We start from the raw sequence: 16695 nt of genomic DNA, 5'->3' as shown, positions 1-16695 counted from the left end.
GTACCCTGCTCGGAGTGACTCGAGACCAGACCACATCGCCGAGAGTCGTAGCGACAGATTCCTACCGGACGATCGAGAATCCTTCCGAGACGCAGCTGCACGACATCCTCGCGGACATGAACCTGAGTGTGCCGTTCGTGATCGTCGACCGGCTCGGCGGCCCCGAACCCGGCGACTATTACATCCAGGTTCACCTCGATGAACAAGTGGATGCAGAGCGGGGACACGGCTACATCGTCGAATTTCGCGACGGAGGACCGGATGCGCATTTCCGTGCCACCGTCAGCGACGACGTTCCGTGGGACGGCGTCTACTCTCCCGCATTCGAGACCGTGGTGAACGCCGTCCAGGACTGGGCATTCCAGCGCGGAGGTTGGCGAACGGCACTGGGCTGGGAACGGCTCGAGTTCGACCACTGACCAGCCGAGGCGACAGGCGCTGTCTGCTCTCCACGCCGCCCGCCTGGACGTCAGCGGCGGGTGATCACATGATCGGCGGCCGAACTTGTCGTGGTGCATCGGGATACTCGGCACCGGCACATCTTCGTGACGAACTGGAGGAGTCATGGCGCGCGATCTCGACGACCTGCCGTACGCGCGATACCTCACCGCACCGGACGGCGACCTCGAAGCGGAAGGCGACTACGACTGCGTGCGGTTGGACGGCGGCGTGCTGGAGGACCTCGATGTGCGGCACGCGCGGTTCAGCGAGTCCGTGTTCACCTCGACCACGTTCACCCGGGGGAGTCTGCGCTACAGCCGGTTCGCCGATGTGTGGCTGCGTCATATCCGCTGGGTCGGCACCGAGCTGGCCGACACGGCATGGATCGACGGCGAGGTGGTGTCGGGGGCGATGTCGGGCGTCGACTTCGCGGGCGCCAACCTGCGGCGGGTGCGATTCGAAGGCTGCAAGTTCGACTCGGTGAACTTCCGCGGCGCCCACCTGCGCGAGGTGTCCTTCACCGATTGTGTGCTGCGCGATTGCGATTTCGCCGAAGCAGCCCTGACCGACATCACGGTGCCCGGCTCCGAACTCGTCCGCCTCTCGCTGCGCAACGTTCGCTCGGCGAAGGTGGACCTGCGCGGCGCGACGGCGCTGGAGATCGCCGACGGGCTCGACAGCCTGCGCGGCGCGACGATCACAGGCCCACAACTGATGGATCTCGCGCCCGCCTTCGCGCGTTCCATCGGTCTCACCGTGTCGGATTGACCACGTGCGGTTCGCCGAGATGCCGCTGCCGGGCGAACGCATCCGTGCGCCTGCGCCTGCCGCACCGGCATTTCGGCGAACCGCCGATGAGCCCGACACCCGATTGATACATTGCGCCGATACCGCGCAGTACCGCTTCATCGAGGACACGAGCCATGGTCGATCCGGATTCCCTCCGCAGTACCGAGGGTGTGCGTGCTCTGGTACGCATCGCCGGAGAGTGTGGCATGGCGCCCGCGGAGTGCCTGGCCGGAACGGCGCTGGCGCCGGCCGCACTGGACGATCCGTGCGCCGAGATCACCGCCCGCGACGAACTGCGGATAGTGCACACGGTGCTCGGCAGCTTCGGCGACGAGCCCGGACTGCATCTCGCGGCGGCGGTCCGTCACCGCCTGCGGTCGCGCGGGCCGTGGGGGCTCGCGCTGCTGGGCAGCCGGACGCCGCGGGAGCTGATCGAGGTGGGGCTGCGCTGCGTCGGCCGCACGGTGCCGTTCGGGCGAGTGACCGTCGAGGAAACCGACGGTGAAGCCCGGCTGGTGTTCGAGGACGCGGATCTTCCGCCCGGCATGCGGGCGTTCTTCGCCGAGGCGGCGCTGGCCGGGTTGCCCGCCTTCGATCGTGAACTGTTCTCCGTCGGCGTCCCGGTGCGGCGGGTCAGTTTCCGGCACGCCTGCCCGCGCGACACCAAGCGCTATCGGGACGTCTTCGGCGTGGTGCCGATCTTCGGCGCGCCGATGAGCGCGGTGGTCTTCGATCGGGGCGTGCTGGACCGGCCCCTGCCGCCGGTGAACGCCGCCGCCAAGGACAACTGCGGGCTACTGTGCCGCGACCTGCTCGACCGGCACCGGAACCGCACCGGGGTCGCCGCGTCGGTGCGCGATCGCCTGGTCCGCACTCCGGGTGAGATCCCCGATCAGGCGACGGTCGCGCTCGGGCTGTACATGAGCTCGCGCACCTTGTCGCGGCGGCTGCACGAGGAGGGAACCTCGTTTCGCGCCTTGCTGGACGAAGTGCGTCAGACCATGTCCGAGGTGTTGCTCGCGCACACCGATATGACGACGGAACAGGTTGCGGCGCGGCTCGGCTATGCGGAGGCGGCCTCTTTCATCCGAGCCTTCCGCCGCTGGCAGGGCTGCCCTCCACAGACGTTTCGCTCGCGGGGACGGCGCTCGCATCGTGCCCCCGAACTGGTCTGAGCGCCCCGGCTCCCGCCGGCCGCGTCGGCCTGCCGGAGCACCCTACGTCGGGCGGAAGCGGGCAGACGGTCGGCTATCGTGCTGCGGGGCAGTGGGCGGGTCGATCCAGCGCTGGGATCGCCTCCAGGAACGCTCCCGTACTATCGCGATCGGAGTCGGCCTGCCGGGGAGATGAAGGAGGAGGGTGTGGAAGTTCGCACCAGCAACGAGCCACTGTGGTTACGGTTGGGCCAACGACTTCCGGAGCATTCCGCGCCGGCGGGCGCCGCGGCACAGTCGGTTGTGGGAGCCGTCCGATGAGCGACGAAGGCGCCGACCTACGCTGCGCGGGATGCTCGGCGGTCGGACTCGACAGCCCGCGGTGCGGGTCCTGCGGTTCGGAACTCGGTTATCGGTACGTCGCGTTGCCCGCTGACGATCCGTCGCCGTGCGTCGACTGCGGGGGCGACCGATTCGACGCGACCGGGCACTGCGCGCAGTGCGGCCGGTCCCGGACGATGCCGGATCGCTTCGACACCGATCTCGGCGCGGTCGCGGTGCTCACCGATCGCGGCATCGTCCACGCGCGCAACGAGGATGCCGTGGCGGCCGGGGTGCTCGACGGCGCGGCGACCGAGGTGGCCCCGACCGTCGTGATCGCGGTCAGCGACGGAGTGTCGACCTCGTCGCGCCCGCAGGTGGCCTCCGGCGCCGCCGTCCGGGCCGGCGTCGGCGCCACCGCTGCCGCACTCGCCTCCGGCAGGCCCGCGACCGATGCCGTCATGGCCGGGCTGGCGGCCGCGGCGCAGGCGGTCCGCGACGTCGACGTTCCCGACGGCCCGGCGCCCTCGTGCACCTACGTGTCCGCCATCGTTTCCCACCACGGCGACCAGGCCGAGATCACCGTGGCCAATGTCGGTGACAGCAGGGCGTATTGGCTGCCCGCGGGCGTGGACGGCGGAGCGGGCGACGAGCCCGCCCAGCGCTTGACCGTCGACGACTCGTGGGCTCAGGCGCTCGTCGACGCGGGCGCGATGGACGAGCGTGCGGCGATGGCCGACCCTCGCGCGCACACGCTGATCCGCTGGCTCGGCGCGGACAGCCCGCCCAAGCCCTGGGCGGACAATTGCGTGCGGACCGTGCGCGTCGCGGGGCCGGGGACGCTGCTGTTGTGCTCGGACGGATTGTGGAACTACGCGCCTTCTCCGTCCGCGCTGGCCCAGCACGTGGCGGGGGCGTCGCCCGCGGCGGCGGCGCGCGCACTGGCGCAGTTCGCGTTGCGTTGCGGCGGCGGCGACAACATCACGGTCGCACTGGCGCCCGTGCCGTGGGAGAGCAGTCCGCCGGTTCCATAGACAGCGGTGTTCATGGTTGCGTATGGTCGTCGACTATGACGAAGTTCGCCGGCAAAACCTGTCTGATCACCGGCGCCGCCAGCGGTCTCGGTCGTAGTACGGCACTCGCGGCGGCGGCCAAGGGCGCCGCGCTGGTGCTGACCGACATCGCCGCCGAGGGCTTGGCGCGCACGGCCGCCGACGCACGCGCCGCGGGTGCGACCGTCCACCTGGCGGAGGCGGCCGATGTCGGTGATCACGATCAGGTCGTCGCGCTGGCGGCTCAGGCGCACGATGCGGTCGGCAGCGTCGACATCGTCATGAACGTGGCGGGCATCGCCACCTGGGGCACCGTGGATCGGCTGACGCACGACCAATGGCGGCGCACCATCGACATCGACCTCATGGGCCCCATCCACGTGATCGAAGCGTTCGTTCCGCCGATGATCGCGGCCGGACGCGGCGGCCACTTGGTGAACGTGTCCTCGGCGGCGGGCCTGTTCGGCCTGCCCTGGCACGCGCCCTACAGCGCGAGCAAGTTCGGTCTGCGCGGGGTGTCGGAGGTGCTGCGCTTCGACTTGGCGCGCCACCGCATCGGCGTGAGCCTGGTGTGCCCGGGTGCGATGGCCACGCCCATGGTCGACAGCGTGGACATCGCGGGCGTCGACCGCACGGCCGAGGCGGTGCAGCAAGGCGTCGCCCTGTTCATGCGGCACGCGGTCACGCCGGAGGCGGCGGCGCGCTCCATCGTGCGCGGCGTCGAGCGCAATCGCTATCTGGTGTTCACCTCGCCGGATATTCGCGTCGGCTTCTGGGCGCAGCGATACTTTCCGCCCGCGTACAACGCCGCGATGCGTGGGTTGAACTGGGCGATGAATCGCTATGTCGAGCAGAAGGCAGGCGCCGCCGCGAGCTGAGGCGCGGCGGGGCGGATGCCGGGGACCAGCCGCGACCGGCCATGATCGTGGTCATGGCACCGGCTGTCTACTTGATCACCGGCATCCAGGCCGCGGGCAAATCCACTGTCGCGCAGGCGCTGGCCGAACGGCTGCCGCGCTCGGTGCACGTGCGCGGAGACGTCTTCCGTCGTTTCGTGGTGAACGGGCGTGCGGAGATGAGCGCCGCCCCGTCGGCCGAGGCGCTGGCCCAATTGCGGTTGCGGCACAGCCTGGCCGCCGCGACGGCCGACGCCTACGCCGAAGCCGGGTTCACGGTCGTGCTACAGGACGTCGTCCTCGGCGAATTCTTGCCGTGGCTGGCGGATCTGATCGTCACGCGACCGCTGTACGTCGTCGTGCTGGCGCCGCGCCCGGAGGTCGTCCTCGCACGCGAGGCCGCGCGTGGCAAGGACGCCTACGACGAATTCACCGTCGCCGGGCTGGACGAGGTGCTGCGCTCGACCACCCCCCGCATCGGGCTCTGGATCGACAGCTCCGATCTGACGGTGGAGCAGACGGTGGATCGAATCCTCGCCGACGCGAAGCCGCTGACGGACTGACGCCGCCGCGGTCGGGCTCTGCTCAGGGAGCGTCGCGCGGCACCTGCAGGGGAGTGAGCGAACTGGTGGCCGGGCCTTCGAGCAGGGTGCCGTCGGCGGCGAAACGCGAGCCGTGCAACGGACAGTCCCAGGTGCGTTCGGCGTCGTTCCAGTTGACGATGCCGTACAGGTGCGGGCACACCGCGGAAACCCGGTTCGTGACGCCGTCGACCGTGCACACGGCGGTGGGATGCAAGCCATCGCGCAGCACCGTGCCGCAGTCCTCGGCCGGAGCGGCGCCGTCGTGCCGAATGGCGATCCGCAGCCAGCCCGCGGAGAGTTTCTGCGCTACCGCGCCGTTGACTTTCGTGGCGGTGGGAAGCGCTTTGAGTTCGTCCGGACGCCAGCTCGCCAGCGCGCCCGCCCAGCGCGGTGGCGCCTCGGTGAGACGTCCGGCCAGTGCGATGGCCGCGGCCACACCGTTGGTGAGACCCCATTTGGCGTAGCCGGTGGCCAGTTGTATGTCGCTCTGCCCAGGGAGCACCGGACCCACGTAGGGCAGTTCACCGACGGGTGAGTAATCCTGAGCCGACCAGCGGTGCGTCAGCTCGGCGCCGGGGAACCAGGTGCGCGCCCAGCTCACCAGATCCTCGACTTTCTCGCGGGTCGATCCGCCGCGGCCGACGACGTGGCCGTTGCCGCCGACCAGCAGCAGCTCCCCGTCGGGCCCCTGCGCGCGACGCAGGGAGCGGGTGGGGCTCCCGGCGCTGATGTACATATCGCGCGGAGCGGGGCGGTCCAGGCTGAACGCCGTCAGATAGGAGCGTTGCGGCGTGAGACGGGCGAAGAACCCGCCGCGATCGAGGATGGGTGCCCCGGTGGCCAGCACTACCCGGCGCGCGCCGAGGTCGCCGTGCTCGGTGGAGACGACGAGCTCACCGCTGCCGTGGTGCACGCCACGGACCAGAGTGGATTCGTAGATCGGGGCGCCGTGCGACTCGACGTCGGCCGCGAGCGCGGCCAGCAGCGCCATCGGATCGAGTTGGGCCTGGTCCGCCAGGCGCACCGCACCGCGTGCGGGGAAGGGAACGTCGAGTTCACGGAGCAGTTCGGTCGGCAGGCCCGCTTTCTGCGTCGCGGCGTATTCCGCGCGCACCGCGGACATCTCCTCGTCGTTCTGCGCGTAGGTCAACGCGGCGGCCCGCTCCACGGCGACCCCGTGGGCGGCGCAGAAACGCAGCAGCCAATCCTGCCCGGCCTGATTCGCCGCCACGTAGTCGCGCAACACGGCGTCGGAGTGATGTTTGGCGATCTGCTGAGCTCGAGTTCCCTGCAGCAGGCTGACTTTCCCAGTGGTGGCGCCGGTCGTTCCCGCACCGACGCGCCTGCCTTCGACCACGGCTACTTCGACGCCGTTCTCGACCAGCAGCAGTGCGGTCACCAGTCCGGTGAGCCCGCCGCCGATCACCACCGTGTCGAAGCGCGATCCCGGCGTCAACCGCAACCGCGCCGGAACCTGCGCGCCGTGCAACCATAGGGACGTCATAAGCCCGAGATAGCCGGTCTCGACGGGGTGAAACGCCCGTGCCGCCCGCTGTTCATACGCGCACCTGGCTGGTGAGTTGCCGATCGGCGGCGGCGAGCACTTCGGCGGCGCTGATCATCGTCAACCCGGGCGCGGGCGTGTCGGAGCGGGGATCACCGGCGTGCCCGGCCCACAAGGCGACATGGGCGGCGCGCTCCGGGGGCGGTCCCCAGACCGCGGGCGCGTCGGGGCCGAAGATCAGCACCGACGGCGTGCCGAACGCCGTGGCCAGATGTCCCACGCCGGTGTCGCCGCTGAGCACGAGGGCCGCGTCGGCCACCGTCACCGCGAGTTGGCGCAGCGTGAGTTCTCCTGCCAGCACGCTGTTTTCGGGTAATCCGGCCTGTGCGGCGACGCTGCGTGCGAGCGGACGATCCGCGGCGCTGCCGACGATTCGCACGGGACATCCCCATTCGCGCAGGCCGGCCGCGACTGCCGCGAATCGTTCGGCGGGCCAGCGCCGAGCGGGCGTACCGCCCGGGTAGACGACGATGGATCGTCGCTCGCCGGTGCTCTCCGGCGGCGGCGTGATGTCCAGACGGGCCGGGTCGGCCGGGATACCCGCCCATTCCAGCAGCCGGCACCATCGCACGGTCTCGTGCAGCTCGGGCTCGAACAACGGACCCGGCACCCGCGGAAAATCCCTGTGGAGGTGGGTGACCGTGCGTTCCGGATCGGTCGCCAGCAGCGCGCGGATACTGTCGGTCCCGGCGTCGTGCAGATTGATCGCGAAGGCCGGCGGCGGTGCGTTCCAGCGCAGCCCGCCCGCGAGCGGGGTGGCGTGGAGTTCGTCGACGCAATCGGCCAGTTCCACGACCGGGCGCAGCCATCCCGGCGCGGCGAGGACGAGCCGGTGGCGCGGACGGCGTGCAGCGCGCGCAGGGCGGGAATCGCCGTAAGCAGCTCCCGCAGCCCGTGTGCGCGCAAGGCGAGCAGGACAGTCACGGAAATGCCTCTCCATGTGGCGCGAACGGCACGGCCCCGCCGCCCGGGCCGACATCGTCGGCGGCCCGGGGCGGGTGTGCCACAAAGCTTCGAGAAGGTTCGCGGAATCCCCATCGGACGCCGGAGACCGTCTCGAAGCCCGCCGTCCGTTGCGGTCCTCGACGCCGTTGTCGAGGGGTGCGCACGGATAACGGCGGCACTCCCGCCGGGTTCGGCGCCTGGACAACCACGGCGGAAGCGGCATTCGCAAATCGACAAGCGGTTCTTGCTACCTCCTGAAATGCCCGGCATGCCCGGTTCGAAACCGGGGAGCCCCACATCGGCTTCCAGGAGCTCATCCGGCTACTTCGGCACGAAAATGCCGGTGAGGTCGGCCTTCCGGATCGGGGTATCCGGGTTGGCCTGTGCCGCGCACATCAGCTTGATCGCCGCGATCGCGGCGTCGACCGTCCTGGCGTCGGGTGTGCCGTCACCCTCACGTTCCTGTTCGAGGAACTTCTCGGTGGTGACGCGCTGTTTATCCGGATCCTGGGCGACGTATTCGTTGCACGGCGTATCGCCGCCCTTGTTCACGATCTTCTGCGGTTCGTCGCCGCACCCCGCCGCGCACACCGTCAGCGCGGCAAGCACGGCGATGCCCATCCGGCCCGCGGCGCTCATCGTCCGAACCCCGCTAGCGCCGAGGCCAGGTCCGGCACGTCGAGCGCCTGCACCGCCTGCTCACGGACATCCGGGCAGGTCTGTGTGGTGAGGGCGTCGACCGTGCCCCGGTCCGTGACGACCACGTCGTTGAGGCCGCCGTTACGGGCGGCCCAGTTGTGCACGGTGCCGTTGAACGTCACTTTGGCCAGGGTGGCGCCTTGGCCGCGCCAGGTGTCGATGTCGGCGCGCATCATGTCGCACAGTTGCGTTGCCGCCTCGGGGGTGATCTGGTCGGTGTCGGGAACCTGCGGGCTGGAGGGGGCAGGCATGGTGATCGAAACGGTCGCGGGCTCGGGCGTGTCCGCCGCCGGACCGCCGTCGTCACCCGAACACGCCGCGATCGCCGAACTCGCCGCCAAGGCCCCGGCGAGCAGGGCGAAGCGGCCCAAGGGCCGGTTGGGCTGATTTGTCATTCTTTCCTTCTCCTGGGAGTCGAAGCCGCGTTTCCGCGGCCGGCCGTACCGTGCTCGGCCGGGCGCTCGATCAGTGACCGGCGGCGTCGCTCAGCCGCCTGCCTTCGCGCGCCTTGACGCGGCGGTGCTCGGCGACGATGACGAGGACGCCCGCGAGGATGCAGACGCCGCTGACGACCCCCGCGATCACCGCCCAGCCCGCGAATCCGTATCCGGCGGCGGTCAGCGTGAGCGCCATGGCCACGATGCCCACGGCGACCAGGATGATGCCGGGCCAGTTGCGGGCGTCCTCGATGGATTCTCCGGCGTGGCTGCGGTTGGTGCGGGTGTCGTCCGGAAACGTGTGGGTCCGGGGTGCGTGCTGCTCTCCGGCGCCGGATCCCGCGGTCGGCTCGTTCGGTGCTGGCAGCATCGGATGTCCTTTCTGCTGAGCGGCAACGATTTCGGTGCGCATGCCGCCCAGGGCCCGGAGCGTTCCAGCCGGGGCCATCCGGGGCGGCCATACCGCTCGGATGCCCGCGTTAGCCGATCCGAAACGCGGGTACGACGTCAGCGAGCCGCCCGATCCGGGCCGCTCGAACCCGTAGAAGTCCCAGGAGGACCACGATGACAACAGCACGGGACATCATGACCCCGAACGTGGAATGCGTCCGCTCCAGCGACACGGTGGTCGCGGCCGCACAGCGGATGGCGGAATTGAATGTCGGCGCCCTGCCCATCTGCGGCGAGGACGACAAACTGAAGGGAATGCTCACCGATCGCGACATCGTCGTCAAGGTGATCGCCCAGCGTAAGGACCCGCTCGGCGTCGACGCGGGCGAACTCGGCGGCACGGAATTGGTCACCGTCGAAGCCGACGACGACGTGCGCAAGGTGATGTCGGTGATGTCGCAGCATCAGGTACGCCGTGTACCGGTGCTCGAGCAGGGGCGACTGGTCGGCATCATCGCGCAGGCCGACGTCGCCACCGCCGTCGACAACACCCAGTCGGGAAGCACCGTGGAGGCGATCTCGACCGACTTCTGAGCCCGGCGTTCCTCAGACCGCGGCCGGGTGCATGTCGTAGACCGCGTAGGCCGCTCGGATCACCGGCTGGGCGACATTGCGCACCCGGATGCCGCCCGGGGTGGTGCCGCGTTCGGTCCCCGCGTGGGCGTGACCGTGCAGCGCCAGGTCGGCGCCGTGTTCGTCGATCGCCTCGCCGAGCAGGTAGGAACCGAGGAACGGATAGATCTCCCTCGGCTCGCCGTGCAGCGTGTCGCTGATCGGGGAGTAGTGCGTGAGCGCGATGGTGATGTCGGTGTCCAACGCATCGAGCGCGGTGCCGAGCGCGGCGGCCACGTCCACGGTGTGCCCGGCGAATTCGCGCATCAAGGGTTCACCGAAGACGCTCGCGCACTTGCCCGCGAATCCGCCTCCGAAGCCTTTCGTGCCTGCGACCCCGAGGGTGCTTCCGTCGACGTTCAAAGTCACCGAGGCCCCTTCCAGGACGGTGATGCCGTGGTCGGTCAGCGCGGCGGTGATCTCGTGTTCGGCGTCGCCGTGATAGTCGTGATTGCCCAAGACGGCGACGACCGGCACGCCCAGGTCGGCGAACTCCTCCGCGACGACCCTCCCTTCGTCGGCGCTGCCGTGGCGGGTCAGATCGCCCGCCAGCAGGAGCACGTCGGCCCGCTCGGCGAGGCCCTCCAGCGCCGGCCGCCACTGCCCGCGCGAATCCACGCCGAGATGTACATCACCGACCGCGGCTATCCGCATGCGGCTCAACTCCTTTCGGAACCGTCCGGCTCCAGCGTCTCGGTCTCGACGGGGGCCGTGGGACGGGTGACATGGACGTCGTTGTGGATCCGTGCGTGCGGAAGCTGCTCGTGCACCACGGTTTCCATCTGTTGCTTGCAGTTCTCGCTGCTCACCTCGCCGCAGAGCACCACGACGTCGCCGCGGATGGTCACCTGCACACCGAGTTCGGCGGTGCGGGGGTCCTCGGCCAGCGCCCGGCGCAACCGTGCGACCAGGTATTGCGGCTGCTCCATCTATTCCACCTTTCCGGTGCGGGTGATGCCGAGATCGTCCAGCAAGCCCATGAACGCCCGCGCGTAGGGCGATGCCTTGGTCTGCTCGCGCACCATTTCCCAGTCCACCTGTTCGCGCAAGTCGCGTGCGATGTGCAGGATCGGGCTCAGATCCAGGCGGTGCGCGTCGAAGACGAGCATCTTGTCCACCATCAGGTCGGTGCCGCTGATCACGGGGGCCTTGGCCGGCCCGATCCGCATCTCGGTGGCCCGGTCGAGCAGGTCGTCGGTGACGTCGCGGTCGTTCGGACGGTGGATCACGTCGACGAGGATGTCGTCGGCGTAAACCTTGCGCAACCAGTTCTCCGGCGGGTCGCATACCCGCAGGCCCGCCCGGGCCAGGGTGTTGATCGCCCGCCCGCTGTCCTCGGGTTTGACGAAGATGTCGACGTCGTGCTGGGAGGCAGGGCCGCCACGGGCGTAGACCGCGCAGCCGCCCGCCACCGCGAATCGGATATCTGTCGCCGCCAGCGCGTTCACCGTGCGGGTGAGCGCATGCAGCAGCTGATCGGTGGTAACGGCCATGCAGCGGTGGTACCCGGCGGACACCGGGTTAATCGACGTTTCACCGGGTATGCGTCCGGATATCCAGAGGGCCCGCATGCGGCGGCACCGGGCTTTCGGACCCCTTCGGACCGCAGGCCTCGGGACGCGGAAGGAGCGACACATGCCCAAGACGACAGCACGCGGCGACGTGAAGAAATCCGAGTTGCCCAGCACGCTGGAACGGTCGGAAAAGAAGGCGCAGCGCACCTTCGCCGAGGCGCACGACGCCGCGCTCGACCAGTACGACGGCGACGAGCAGCGCGCCCATCGGGTGGCCTACGCCGCGCTGAAGCACAGCTACGAGAAGGTCGGCGACCACTGGGAGCCCAAAGCCCGGCGCGGTCCCTCCGACGAGCGCGCCGCGCAACGCGGCCCGAACGCCAAGGGCGAGACCGCCGAAGGCGTCGATGCCAACGCCTCGAAAGAGCATCTGCTCGGCATCGCCCGGCGGTTGGACATCGCCGGCCGCTCCCGGATGACCAAGGACGAACTCGTCGAGGCGATCAAGAAACGCAATCGCCGGGAGGCAGCGCGTGCCCGAAGCTGACGACGGCGCGTGGGCCCGCCGCGCGCGGGGTGAGACCGAACTCGAACGACTGGACCGAAACTGGAGCAGCCTGGTTCAGGAATTGCGTGTCGTGCAGACCGGCGTGCAGTTCCTGTTCGGGGCACTGCTGGTGCTGCCGTTCCAGGCGTCGTTCGGCGCGCTGTCACCCGGCATGCGAGCGCTCTACCTGGCCACGCTGGCCGCCGTGCTCGGAGCCACGGTGTTCCTGATCGCGCCGGTGTCCTGGCATCGGATCCTGTTCCGCAGGCACCGGCTGGGCAATGTCGTCTCGGCGGCACACCGCTGCGCGATGGCGGGCGTCGCGCTGCTGGGGCTGGCCCTGATCGGCGCGGTGGTCCTCGTCGTCGACTACGTCACGGGGACGGCCGCGGCGGTGGCGTCCGGCGTCGTGAGTCTCGCCCTGTTCACGACGACCTGGCTGGTCGCGCCGTGGCGCTGGCGCAGCGCCTCCCAGAACATCCGCGCCGACCACTACTGACCCACCGCCAGACCCCGGATCACCGGGCCCAGGAGACGACCTCGCCCGCGTGAGCGGGAGCGCCACGGTGGTAGGCGCTGAGTGTCTCCGCGGCGACCCGGTCCCAGGAGTTCCGGCCTGCGGCCCGCTGATAGCCTGCGGCGCCCCATGTTTCGCGCAACGTCGCGTCGGCGAGCAATGGACGCACAGCCCGTGCGATCGCATCGGCTTCGGGTGGGGCGACGAAGCGCCCGGTGACGCCGTCGACCACGGTGTCCAGCAGACCGCCGACGGGCGTGGCGATCACCGGTTTCCCACACGCCATCGCCTCCAGCGCGACCCGTCCGAACGGTTCGAACCACGGCGTGCAGAGCACCACGTCCGCGGAGCGGTACAGCCGTGGCAGCACCGGACGCGTCACCGGTCCGGTCAGCCGGAGACGCTCGCGCACACCGTGATCGGAGGCGAGGCGGCGCAGCCTGCGGCCCTCGGCGTCGTCTTCGTCGTCGGCGGACGGACCGCCCACGATCACCAGTTCCGTGTCCGGAAGGTCCGCCAATGCCTTGATCACCGGGTCGAATCCACTGCGCCGCACCAACTCTCCGGCAGCTAGCAGACGGTGCGTGGCATGCCGGTCGGCCGCGGCGCCCTCGGGGGTGAACAGGGTGAGGTCGACCCCGTGGGGCACGATCGAGGTCCGGAAACGCGGCACGCCCATCCTGGTCAGGTCGGCTATCTCGTCGGAGCAGGTCGCCACCACATGGGCTGCTCGCGTCGCGATGAGCCGCTCGAACCGGATGCGTGAGCGCGGGCTGGGGTCGGCCAGACCTTCGCAGCGCCGCTGCACGGTGCCGAGTCCGTGGAAGGTCAGCACCACCGGTATGCCGTGCGCGCGGGCGGCCAGCTCGGCGGCGAGCCCGGACTTCCAGTAGTGCGCGTGGGTGATGTCCGGTCGTTCGGCGGCCCAATGCCGTCGCAGGCCCGTGCCGAAGTCCCCGAGATAGGGCAGGGTCCGGTCGCTCGGTAGTGGAGCGGGTGGTCCGGCGGCGACGTGCACTACGCGGTAGCCGCCTTCGGCGAGCAGCTCGGCGGGCGCGCGCGGACTGATGCGCCGGGTGTAGACGGTGACCTCGTGACCGCGGCGCGCGTACGCCGCCGACAGTTCGGCGACGTAGGTGCCGCGGCCGCCCCCGTCGGCGGGACTCCCTTCGGCGAGGGGGCTGGCGTCTTCGGAAACCATGGCAATCTTCACCGGGTGCTCCGTTTCTCGTCGCGGGCACCCTCCGGCCGCGCGAATCCGCGCGGTTGCCCTACGACCGGCATCGCGTGACGTTCGGGATATGTCGGGGATATGCCCGGAGACGGATCGATGAAACCCCACGTCAACGGCAATATCACCAGCCGAACGGTCGGTTTGTGCCGCTGACGGGCGCTCCGGCGGCGGGTCACGTTCTCCTACCGAACGCTGTCGGGAACGGGTGGACCGTGCCACACTGTAGGGAGGTTGAGATCACAGCCGACCCCGGTTCGACGCATTCGGCGCAGCCGGTCGATGGGACGGCACGGCAACCTATTCGCGCTCGCGCCGCCTTCGTCCCCGGCCGCCACGCCCAGGACTGGATACCCCCTACACGGGAGGTTCGACTTGTCTGTCATTTCTCTGCTACGAGAGCATGCCGAGGGCGTGCATCTCAATGGTTCGGGACCGGGACGTCGTCGGGACAACCGGTTGTGGGCGCAGCGGGTGGATCGCCGCCGGGAATGCGTGGTGGTCCGTGTCGAAGGCGAGTTGGACGCCGCCGTGTCGGCCGAGTTCTTCGAGACGGTCGACCGTGCGTTGCAGTCACCGTGCGATGCGGTAGTGATCGATCTGCGGGCGGCGCGGTTCTTGAGTCTGCGCGCGGCCGTGCGGCTCGGCGGCCTGCGTAGGGACGGGGTCGGTCGTCCGGATCTGCGGATCGTCGCGGGCGGACCGGGAGTCGAGCGCGCACTCGAGGTGACCGGCGTGCGGTCGTTGTTCCCCAGCTACTCCTCCATGCGGGCAGCCCTGGACGCCTGAGCCGAAGGGCGGGGCGCCCCGAAGCCCGCGCTCCCGGTGTGACCGCTGCCGATCCGGTCACACCGAGTGCACCGGCATCGGATACTTCTGCGGTGAGTGAGAGCAGGTCGGTCCAGCCCGAAGAAGCCCGGGCGCTGGACCGAGTGATCGGTTCGGGAACGCCGCAGAGTGTGGGCAGTTTCCGGTTCTGGTTCGCCGATCGGCGATGGGAATGGTCGGACGAGGTCGCGGCGATGCACGGTTACGCACCGGGGGCGGTGACGCCGACGACGGAACTATTGCTGACGCACAAGCATCCGGAAGACCGCGAAGCGGTGGCCAGCGCCTTGGCGCGCTCGATCGCCGACGCGGAACCGTTCAGCAGCCGGCATCGCATCATCGATACCGCGGGCGCCGTGCATCACGTGATCCTGGTCGCCGATCGCATGGCCGACGAGGCGGGGCGAGTCGTCGGCACCTCCGGCTACTACATCGATGTCACCGACACGCTCGCCGAACACCGGCAGGAGACGCTGGCCGGCGCCCTGCCCGAGCTGTACGCCGCCAGAGCCGTCATCGAACAGGCGAAGGGCGCGCTCATGCTGATCTACGGCATCGGACCCGAGCAGGCGTTCCGGGTGCTGAGCTGGCGGTCGCAGGAAACGAACGTCAAGCTGCGCAGACTGGCCGCCAGGTTGGTCGCCGATCTGCCCGGTCTGACGCGTGTCCCCGCCACACTGCGGACGGAGTTCGACCACCTGCTGCTCACCGCGCACGAGCGCATCGACGGCGACTGACCGGCGTTTCGATCCGGCCTCGGCGGGTACGTCCTCCGACGAGGAACGCGGCGTATATCTGCTCCACAGTCCGCGGTGCCCGCGGTGTTTCGGCGGCCAGGAGAACTCGCGGCGATGTGCAGGCCACAGTGGAGTGGCTATGAGGACAAGGTGGTGATGGGCAAATGGGGGAGTGGACTTCCCGATCCTTTACCGACACGACGACCGTCGGTGTGCGAGTGCCCGCCCAGCTGGAGCAGCTCACCATGCTGCGCGCGCTCGCCGAGACCGTCGCCCTCATCGCCGACTTCGCCCTCGACGAGGTGACCGACATCCGGCTCGCGCTCGACGAGGTGGCGACCTCGCTCATCCTCGACGCGGCGCCGGGCTCGACGATCGACTGCGAGTTCACCTACGACACCGACAAGATGTTCGTGCACGTCGCGTCTGTCGCGGTCACCGAGTCGGTGGTCGGTCACGCCGGGCTCGGCTGGCACATCGTGCGCACGCTGACCGACTCGATCGCCGCCGCGCAAGGCTCCTACGACAGCGTGCTGGGCGGATACCCGACGGTGATCGACTTCAGCTGGGTGCGGGGTGCCCAGAATGGCGAGTGAGCCGAGGGGGCGCGGGGACACCTACGACAACATCGAGCCGCTTTTCGAGAAGATCGCCGCGCTGCAACCCGGCGACGCGCGCCGCGAGGCCATGCGCCAGGAGCTGATCGAACGGTGCCTGCCGCTGGCCGAGCACATTGCCCGTAAGTTCTCCGGGCGCGGCGAGAACTTCGACGACCTGCTGCAAGTCGCGCGCCTCGGCTTGGTGCAGGCAGCCGACCGTTTCGACGTGACGCGCGGGTCGTCGTTCCTGTCCTTCGCCGTCCCCACCATCATGGGCGAGGTGCGGCGGCATTTCCGGGACAACACCTGGGCGGTGCGGGTGCCGCGCCGGACCAAGGAGATCCAGCTGAGCATCGGTCCGACCGTCGAGACGCTGTCGCAGCGGCTGGGCCGGATGCCCCGAGCCAGGGAGATCGCCGCGGAGTTGGGAGTCGACCTGGTCGAGGTGACCCAGGCGCTGATCGCGGGCAACGCCTACCAGTCCTCGTCCATCGACGCGGTGGCAGGCGAGGACGCCGAGAGTGCCGCGCAGCCGCTGCTGGACAGCCTCGGCGCCGAAGAGCCGTCCTACCATCTGGTCGAGGACGTCATGGCGGTCGAGCCGCTGCTCGGCGAGCTGCCCGAGCGCGAGCGTCAGGTGCTGGTCATGCGGTTCTTCGAGTCGTTGACACAGACCCAGATCGCCGAGCGGCTCGGGGTCTCGCAGATGCACGTCTCCCGCATTCTTTCCCGGACGTTGAACTCGCTGCGCGAGCAGGCGCTGCGGGACTGAGCACGG

General features: G+C 69.7%; 22 protein-coding genes. 13 read left to right on the top strand and 9 right to left on the bottom strand.

Going from position 1 to position 16695, the window contains the following annotated elements:
- The first annotated feature begins 128 nt into the window (after positions 1–128).
- The 6 genes from GVY64_RS11950 (at position 129) to GVY64_RS11925 (ending at position 5216) form a co-directional block, all read left to right on the top strand.
- Positions 129–419 carry a hypothetical protein gene (locus tag GVY64_RS11950; protein WP_201297988.1) on the top strand — a complete coding sequence of 97 codons (291 nt, stop codon included), beginning with the start codon at positions 129–131 and terminating at the stop codon, positions 417–419.
- A gap of 145 nt (positions 420–564) precedes the next feature.
- Positions 565–1209 carry a pentapeptide repeat-containing protein gene (locus GVY64_RS11945; RefSeq protein ID WP_159840603.1) on the top strand — a complete coding sequence of 215 codons (645 nt, stop codon included), beginning with the start codon at positions 565–567 and terminating at the stop codon, positions 1207–1209.
- 155 nt (positions 1210–1364) lie between these two features.
- Positions 1365–2405, top strand: coding sequence for an AraC family transcriptional regulator (locus GVY64_RS11940; protein WP_159840601.1), 1041 nt, complete (start codon positions 1365–1367; stop codon positions 2403–2405).
- Between the two features lie 296 nt (positions 2406–2701).
- The gene (locus GVY64_RS11935; RefSeq protein WP_159840599.1) at positions 2702–3739 is read left to right on the top strand and encodes a PP2C family protein-serine/threonine phosphatase; all 1038 of its coding nucleotides are present in this window, start codon (positions 2702–2704) and stop codon (positions 3737–3739) included.
- A 35-nt stretch (positions 3740–3774) separates the two neighbouring features.
- The gene (locus tag GVY64_RS11930) at positions 3775–4635 is read left to right on the top strand and encodes an SDR family oxidoreductase (protein WP_159840597.1); all 861 of its coding nucleotides are present in this window, start codon (positions 3775–3777) and stop codon (positions 4633–4635) included.
- Between the two features lie 53 nt (positions 4636–4688).
- A complete protein-coding gene (locus GVY64_RS11925; RefSeq protein ID WP_159840595.1) occupies positions 4689–5216 on the top strand; it encodes an AAA family ATPase in 528 nt (175 codons plus the stop codon).
- 22 nt (positions 5217–5238) lie between these two features.
- Here GVY64_RS11925 and GVY64_RS11920 read toward each other — a convergent pair whose 3' ends face one another.
- The 5 genes from GVY64_RS11920 to GVY64_RS11900 all read right to left on the bottom strand — a co-directional run bounded on the left by GVY64_RS11920 (position 5239) and on the right by GVY64_RS11900 (position 9252).
- Positions 5239–6741, bottom strand: coding sequence for an FAD-dependent oxidoreductase (locus GVY64_RS11920; RefSeq protein ID WP_159840593.1), 1503 nt, complete (start codon positions 6739–6741; stop codon positions 5239–5241).
- A 52-nt stretch (positions 6742–6793) separates the two neighbouring features.
- The gene (locus GVY64_RS11915; RefSeq protein ID WP_236566766.1) at positions 6794–7594 is read right to left on the bottom strand and encodes a glycosyltransferase family 9 protein; all 801 of its coding nucleotides are present in this window, start codon (positions 7592–7594) and stop codon (positions 6794–6796) included.
- A gap of 473 nt (positions 7595–8067) precedes the next feature.
- Entirely contained in the window at positions 8068–8385 is a 318-nt protein-coding gene (locus GVY64_RS11910) for a hypothetical protein (protein WP_159840591.1), read from the bottom strand.
- Positions 8382–8840 (bottom strand): hypothetical protein, encoded by a 459-nt coding sequence (locus GVY64_RS11905; protein WP_159840589.1) that lies wholly within the window; start codon positions 8838–8840, stop codon positions 8382–8384. The genes GVY64_RS11910 and GVY64_RS11905 overlap by 4 nt, the downstream gene beginning before the upstream one ends.
- Before the next feature lie 70 nt (positions 8841–8910).
- Complete coding sequence (locus tag GVY64_RS11900) at positions 8911–9252, bottom strand: hypothetical protein (RefSeq protein WP_159840587.1); 342 nt, start codon at positions 9250–9252, stop codon at positions 8911–8913.
- Positions 9253–9446: 194 nt separating this feature from the next.
- On the opposite strand from GVY64_RS11900, the gene GVY64_RS11895 reads away from it, so the two are divergent.
- A complete protein-coding gene (locus GVY64_RS11895; RefSeq protein ID WP_159840585.1) occupies positions 9447–9866 on the top strand; it encodes a CBS domain-containing protein in 420 nt (139 codons plus the stop codon).
- A 12-nt stretch (positions 9867–9878) separates the two neighbouring features.
- On the opposite strand, the gene GVY64_RS11890 is transcribed toward GVY64_RS11895, so the two are convergent.
- The 3 genes from GVY64_RS11890 to GVY64_RS11885 are packed head-to-tail and all read right to left on the bottom strand — an operon-like array spanning position 9879 to position 11437.
- Positions 9879–10598, bottom strand: coding sequence for a metallophosphoesterase family protein (locus GVY64_RS11890; RefSeq protein WP_159840583.1), 720 nt, complete (start codon positions 10596–10598; stop codon positions 9879–9881).
- 5 nt (positions 10599–10603) lie between these two features.
- Positions 10604–10873 (bottom strand): BON domain-containing protein, encoded by a 270-nt coding sequence (locus tag GVY64_RS37235; protein WP_201297986.1) that lies wholly within the window; start codon positions 10871–10873, stop codon positions 10604–10606.
- A complete protein-coding gene (locus tag GVY64_RS11885) occupies positions 10874–11437 on the bottom strand; it encodes a nucleotidyltransferase family protein (protein WP_201297985.1) in 564 nt (187 codons plus the stop codon).
- A 142-nt stretch (positions 11438–11579) separates the two neighbouring features.
- Between GVY64_RS11885 and GVY64_RS11880 the strand changes: the two genes are divergently transcribed.
- Positions 11580–12005: a ChaB family protein gene (locus tag GVY64_RS11880; RefSeq protein ID WP_159840581.1), complete on the top strand. Its 426-nt coding sequence runs from the start codon at positions 11580–11582 to the stop codon at positions 12003–12005.
- Positions 11992–12504, top strand: a complete 513-nt coding sequence (locus GVY64_RS11875) for a DUF6328 family protein (RefSeq protein ID WP_159840579.1) — start codon at positions 11992–11994, stop codon at positions 12502–12504. Before GVY64_RS11880 ends, GVY64_RS11875 begins: the two co-directional genes overlap by 14 nt.
- Before the next feature lie 19 nt (positions 12505–12523).
- Here the strand turns inward: GVY64_RS11875 and GVY64_RS11870 are convergent, their stop codons facing one another.
- On the bottom strand, positions 12524–13735 hold the full coding sequence (locus GVY64_RS11870; protein ID WP_159840577.1) for a glycosyltransferase: 1212 nt from the start codon (positions 13733–13735) through the stop codon (positions 12524–12526).
- Positions 13736–14128: 393 nt separating this feature from the next.
- Between GVY64_RS11870 and GVY64_RS11865 the strand changes: the two genes are divergently transcribed.
- The 4 genes from GVY64_RS11865 (at position 14129) to GVY64_RS11850 (ending at position 16689) form a co-directional block, all read left to right on the top strand.
- The gene (locus GVY64_RS11865; protein ID WP_159840575.1) at positions 14129–14542 is read left to right on the top strand and encodes an STAS domain-containing protein; all 414 of its coding nucleotides are present in this window, start codon (positions 14129–14131) and stop codon (positions 14540–14542) included.
- Between the two features lie 92 nt (positions 14543–14634).
- The gene (locus tag GVY64_RS11860) at positions 14635–15318 is read left to right on the top strand and encodes a PAS and ANTAR domain-containing protein (protein WP_159840573.1); all 684 of its coding nucleotides are present in this window, start codon (positions 14635–14637) and stop codon (positions 15316–15318) included.
- Positions 15319–15536: 218 nt separating this feature from the next.
- On the top strand, positions 15537–15914 hold the full coding sequence (locus GVY64_RS11855; RefSeq protein WP_328820905.1) for an ATP-binding protein: 378 nt from the start codon (positions 15537–15539) through the stop codon (positions 15912–15914).
- Positions 15904–16689, top strand: coding sequence for an RNA polymerase sigma factor SigF (locus tag GVY64_RS11850; protein ID WP_159840571.1), 786 nt, complete (start codon positions 15904–15906; stop codon positions 16687–16689). Before GVY64_RS11855 ends, GVY64_RS11850 begins: the two co-directional genes overlap by 11 nt.
- The last annotated feature ends 6 nt before the right edge of the window (positions 16690–16695 follow it).

It is taken from the genome of Nocardia sp. CY41 (assembly GCF_009829325.1).
GTDB lineage: Bacteria > Actinomycetota > Actinomycetes > Mycobacteriales > Mycobacteriaceae > Nocardia.
The sequence above is the reverse complement of the archived record's forward strand: the minus strand, read 5'-3'. Positions and strand labels throughout refer to the sequence as shown.

What these genes read in the sequence shown, in the direction of transcription:
- GVY64_RS11945 (WP_159840603.1), top strand. Translation starts at nt 565, where the DNA reads ATGGCGCGCGATCTCGACGACCTGCCGTACGCGCGATACCTCACCGCA.
- GVY64_RS11940 (WP_159840601.1), top strand. Translation starts at nt 1,365, where the DNA reads ATGGTCGATCCGGATTCCCTCCGCAGTACCGAGGGTGTGCGTGCTCTG.
- GVY64_RS11935 (WP_159840599.1), top strand. Translation starts at nt 2,702, where the DNA reads ATGAGCGACGAAGGCGCCGACCTACGCTGCGCGGGATGCTCGGCGGTC.
- GVY64_RS11930 (WP_159840597.1), top strand. Translation starts at nt 3,775, where the DNA reads ATGACGAAGTTCGCCGGCAAAACCTGTCTGATCACCGGCGCCGCCAGC.
- GVY64_RS11925 (WP_159840595.1), top strand. Translation starts at nt 4,689, where the DNA reads ATGGCACCGGCTGTCTACTTGATCACCGGCATCCAGGCCGCGGGCAAA.
- GVY64_RS11920 (WP_159840593.1), bottom strand. Translation starts at nt 6,741, where the DNA reads ATGACGTCCCTATGGTTGCACGGCGCGCAGGTTCCGGCGCGGTTGCGG.
- GVY64_RS11910 (WP_159840591.1), bottom strand. Translation starts at nt 8,385, where the DNA reads ATGAGCGCCGCGGGCCGGATGGGCATCGCCGTGCTTGCCGCGCTGACG.
- GVY64_RS11905 (WP_159840589.1), bottom strand. Translation starts at nt 8,840, where the DNA reads ATGACAAATCAGCCCAACCGGCCCTTGGGCCGCTTCGCCCTGCTCGCC.
- GVY64_RS11900 (WP_159840587.1), bottom strand. Translation starts at nt 9,252, where the DNA reads ATGCTGCCAGCACCGAACGAGCCGACCGCGGGATCCGGCGCCGGAGAG.
- GVY64_RS11895 (WP_159840585.1), top strand. Translation starts at nt 9,447, where the DNA reads ATGACAACAGCACGGGACATCATGACCCCGAACGTGGAATGCGTCCGC.
- GVY64_RS11890 (WP_159840583.1), bottom strand. Translation starts at nt 10,598, where the DNA reads ATGCGGATAGCCGCGGTCGGTGATGTACATCTCGGCGTGGATTCGCGC.
- GVY64_RS37235 (WP_201297986.1), bottom strand. Translation starts at nt 10,873, where the DNA reads ATGGAGCAGCCGCAATACCTGGTCGCACGGTTGCGCCGGGCGCTGGCC.
- GVY64_RS11885 (WP_201297985.1), bottom strand. Translation starts at nt 11,437, where the DNA reads ATGGCCGTTACCACCGATCAGCTGCTGCATGCGCTCACCCGCACGGTG.
- GVY64_RS11880 (WP_159840581.1), top strand. Translation starts at nt 11,580, where the DNA reads ATGCCCAAGACGACAGCACGCGGCGACGTGAAGAAATCCGAGTTGCCC.
- GVY64_RS11850 (WP_159840571.1), top strand. Translation starts at nt 15,904, where the DNA reads ATGGCGAGTGAGCCGAGGGGGCGCGGGGACACCTACGACAACATCGAG.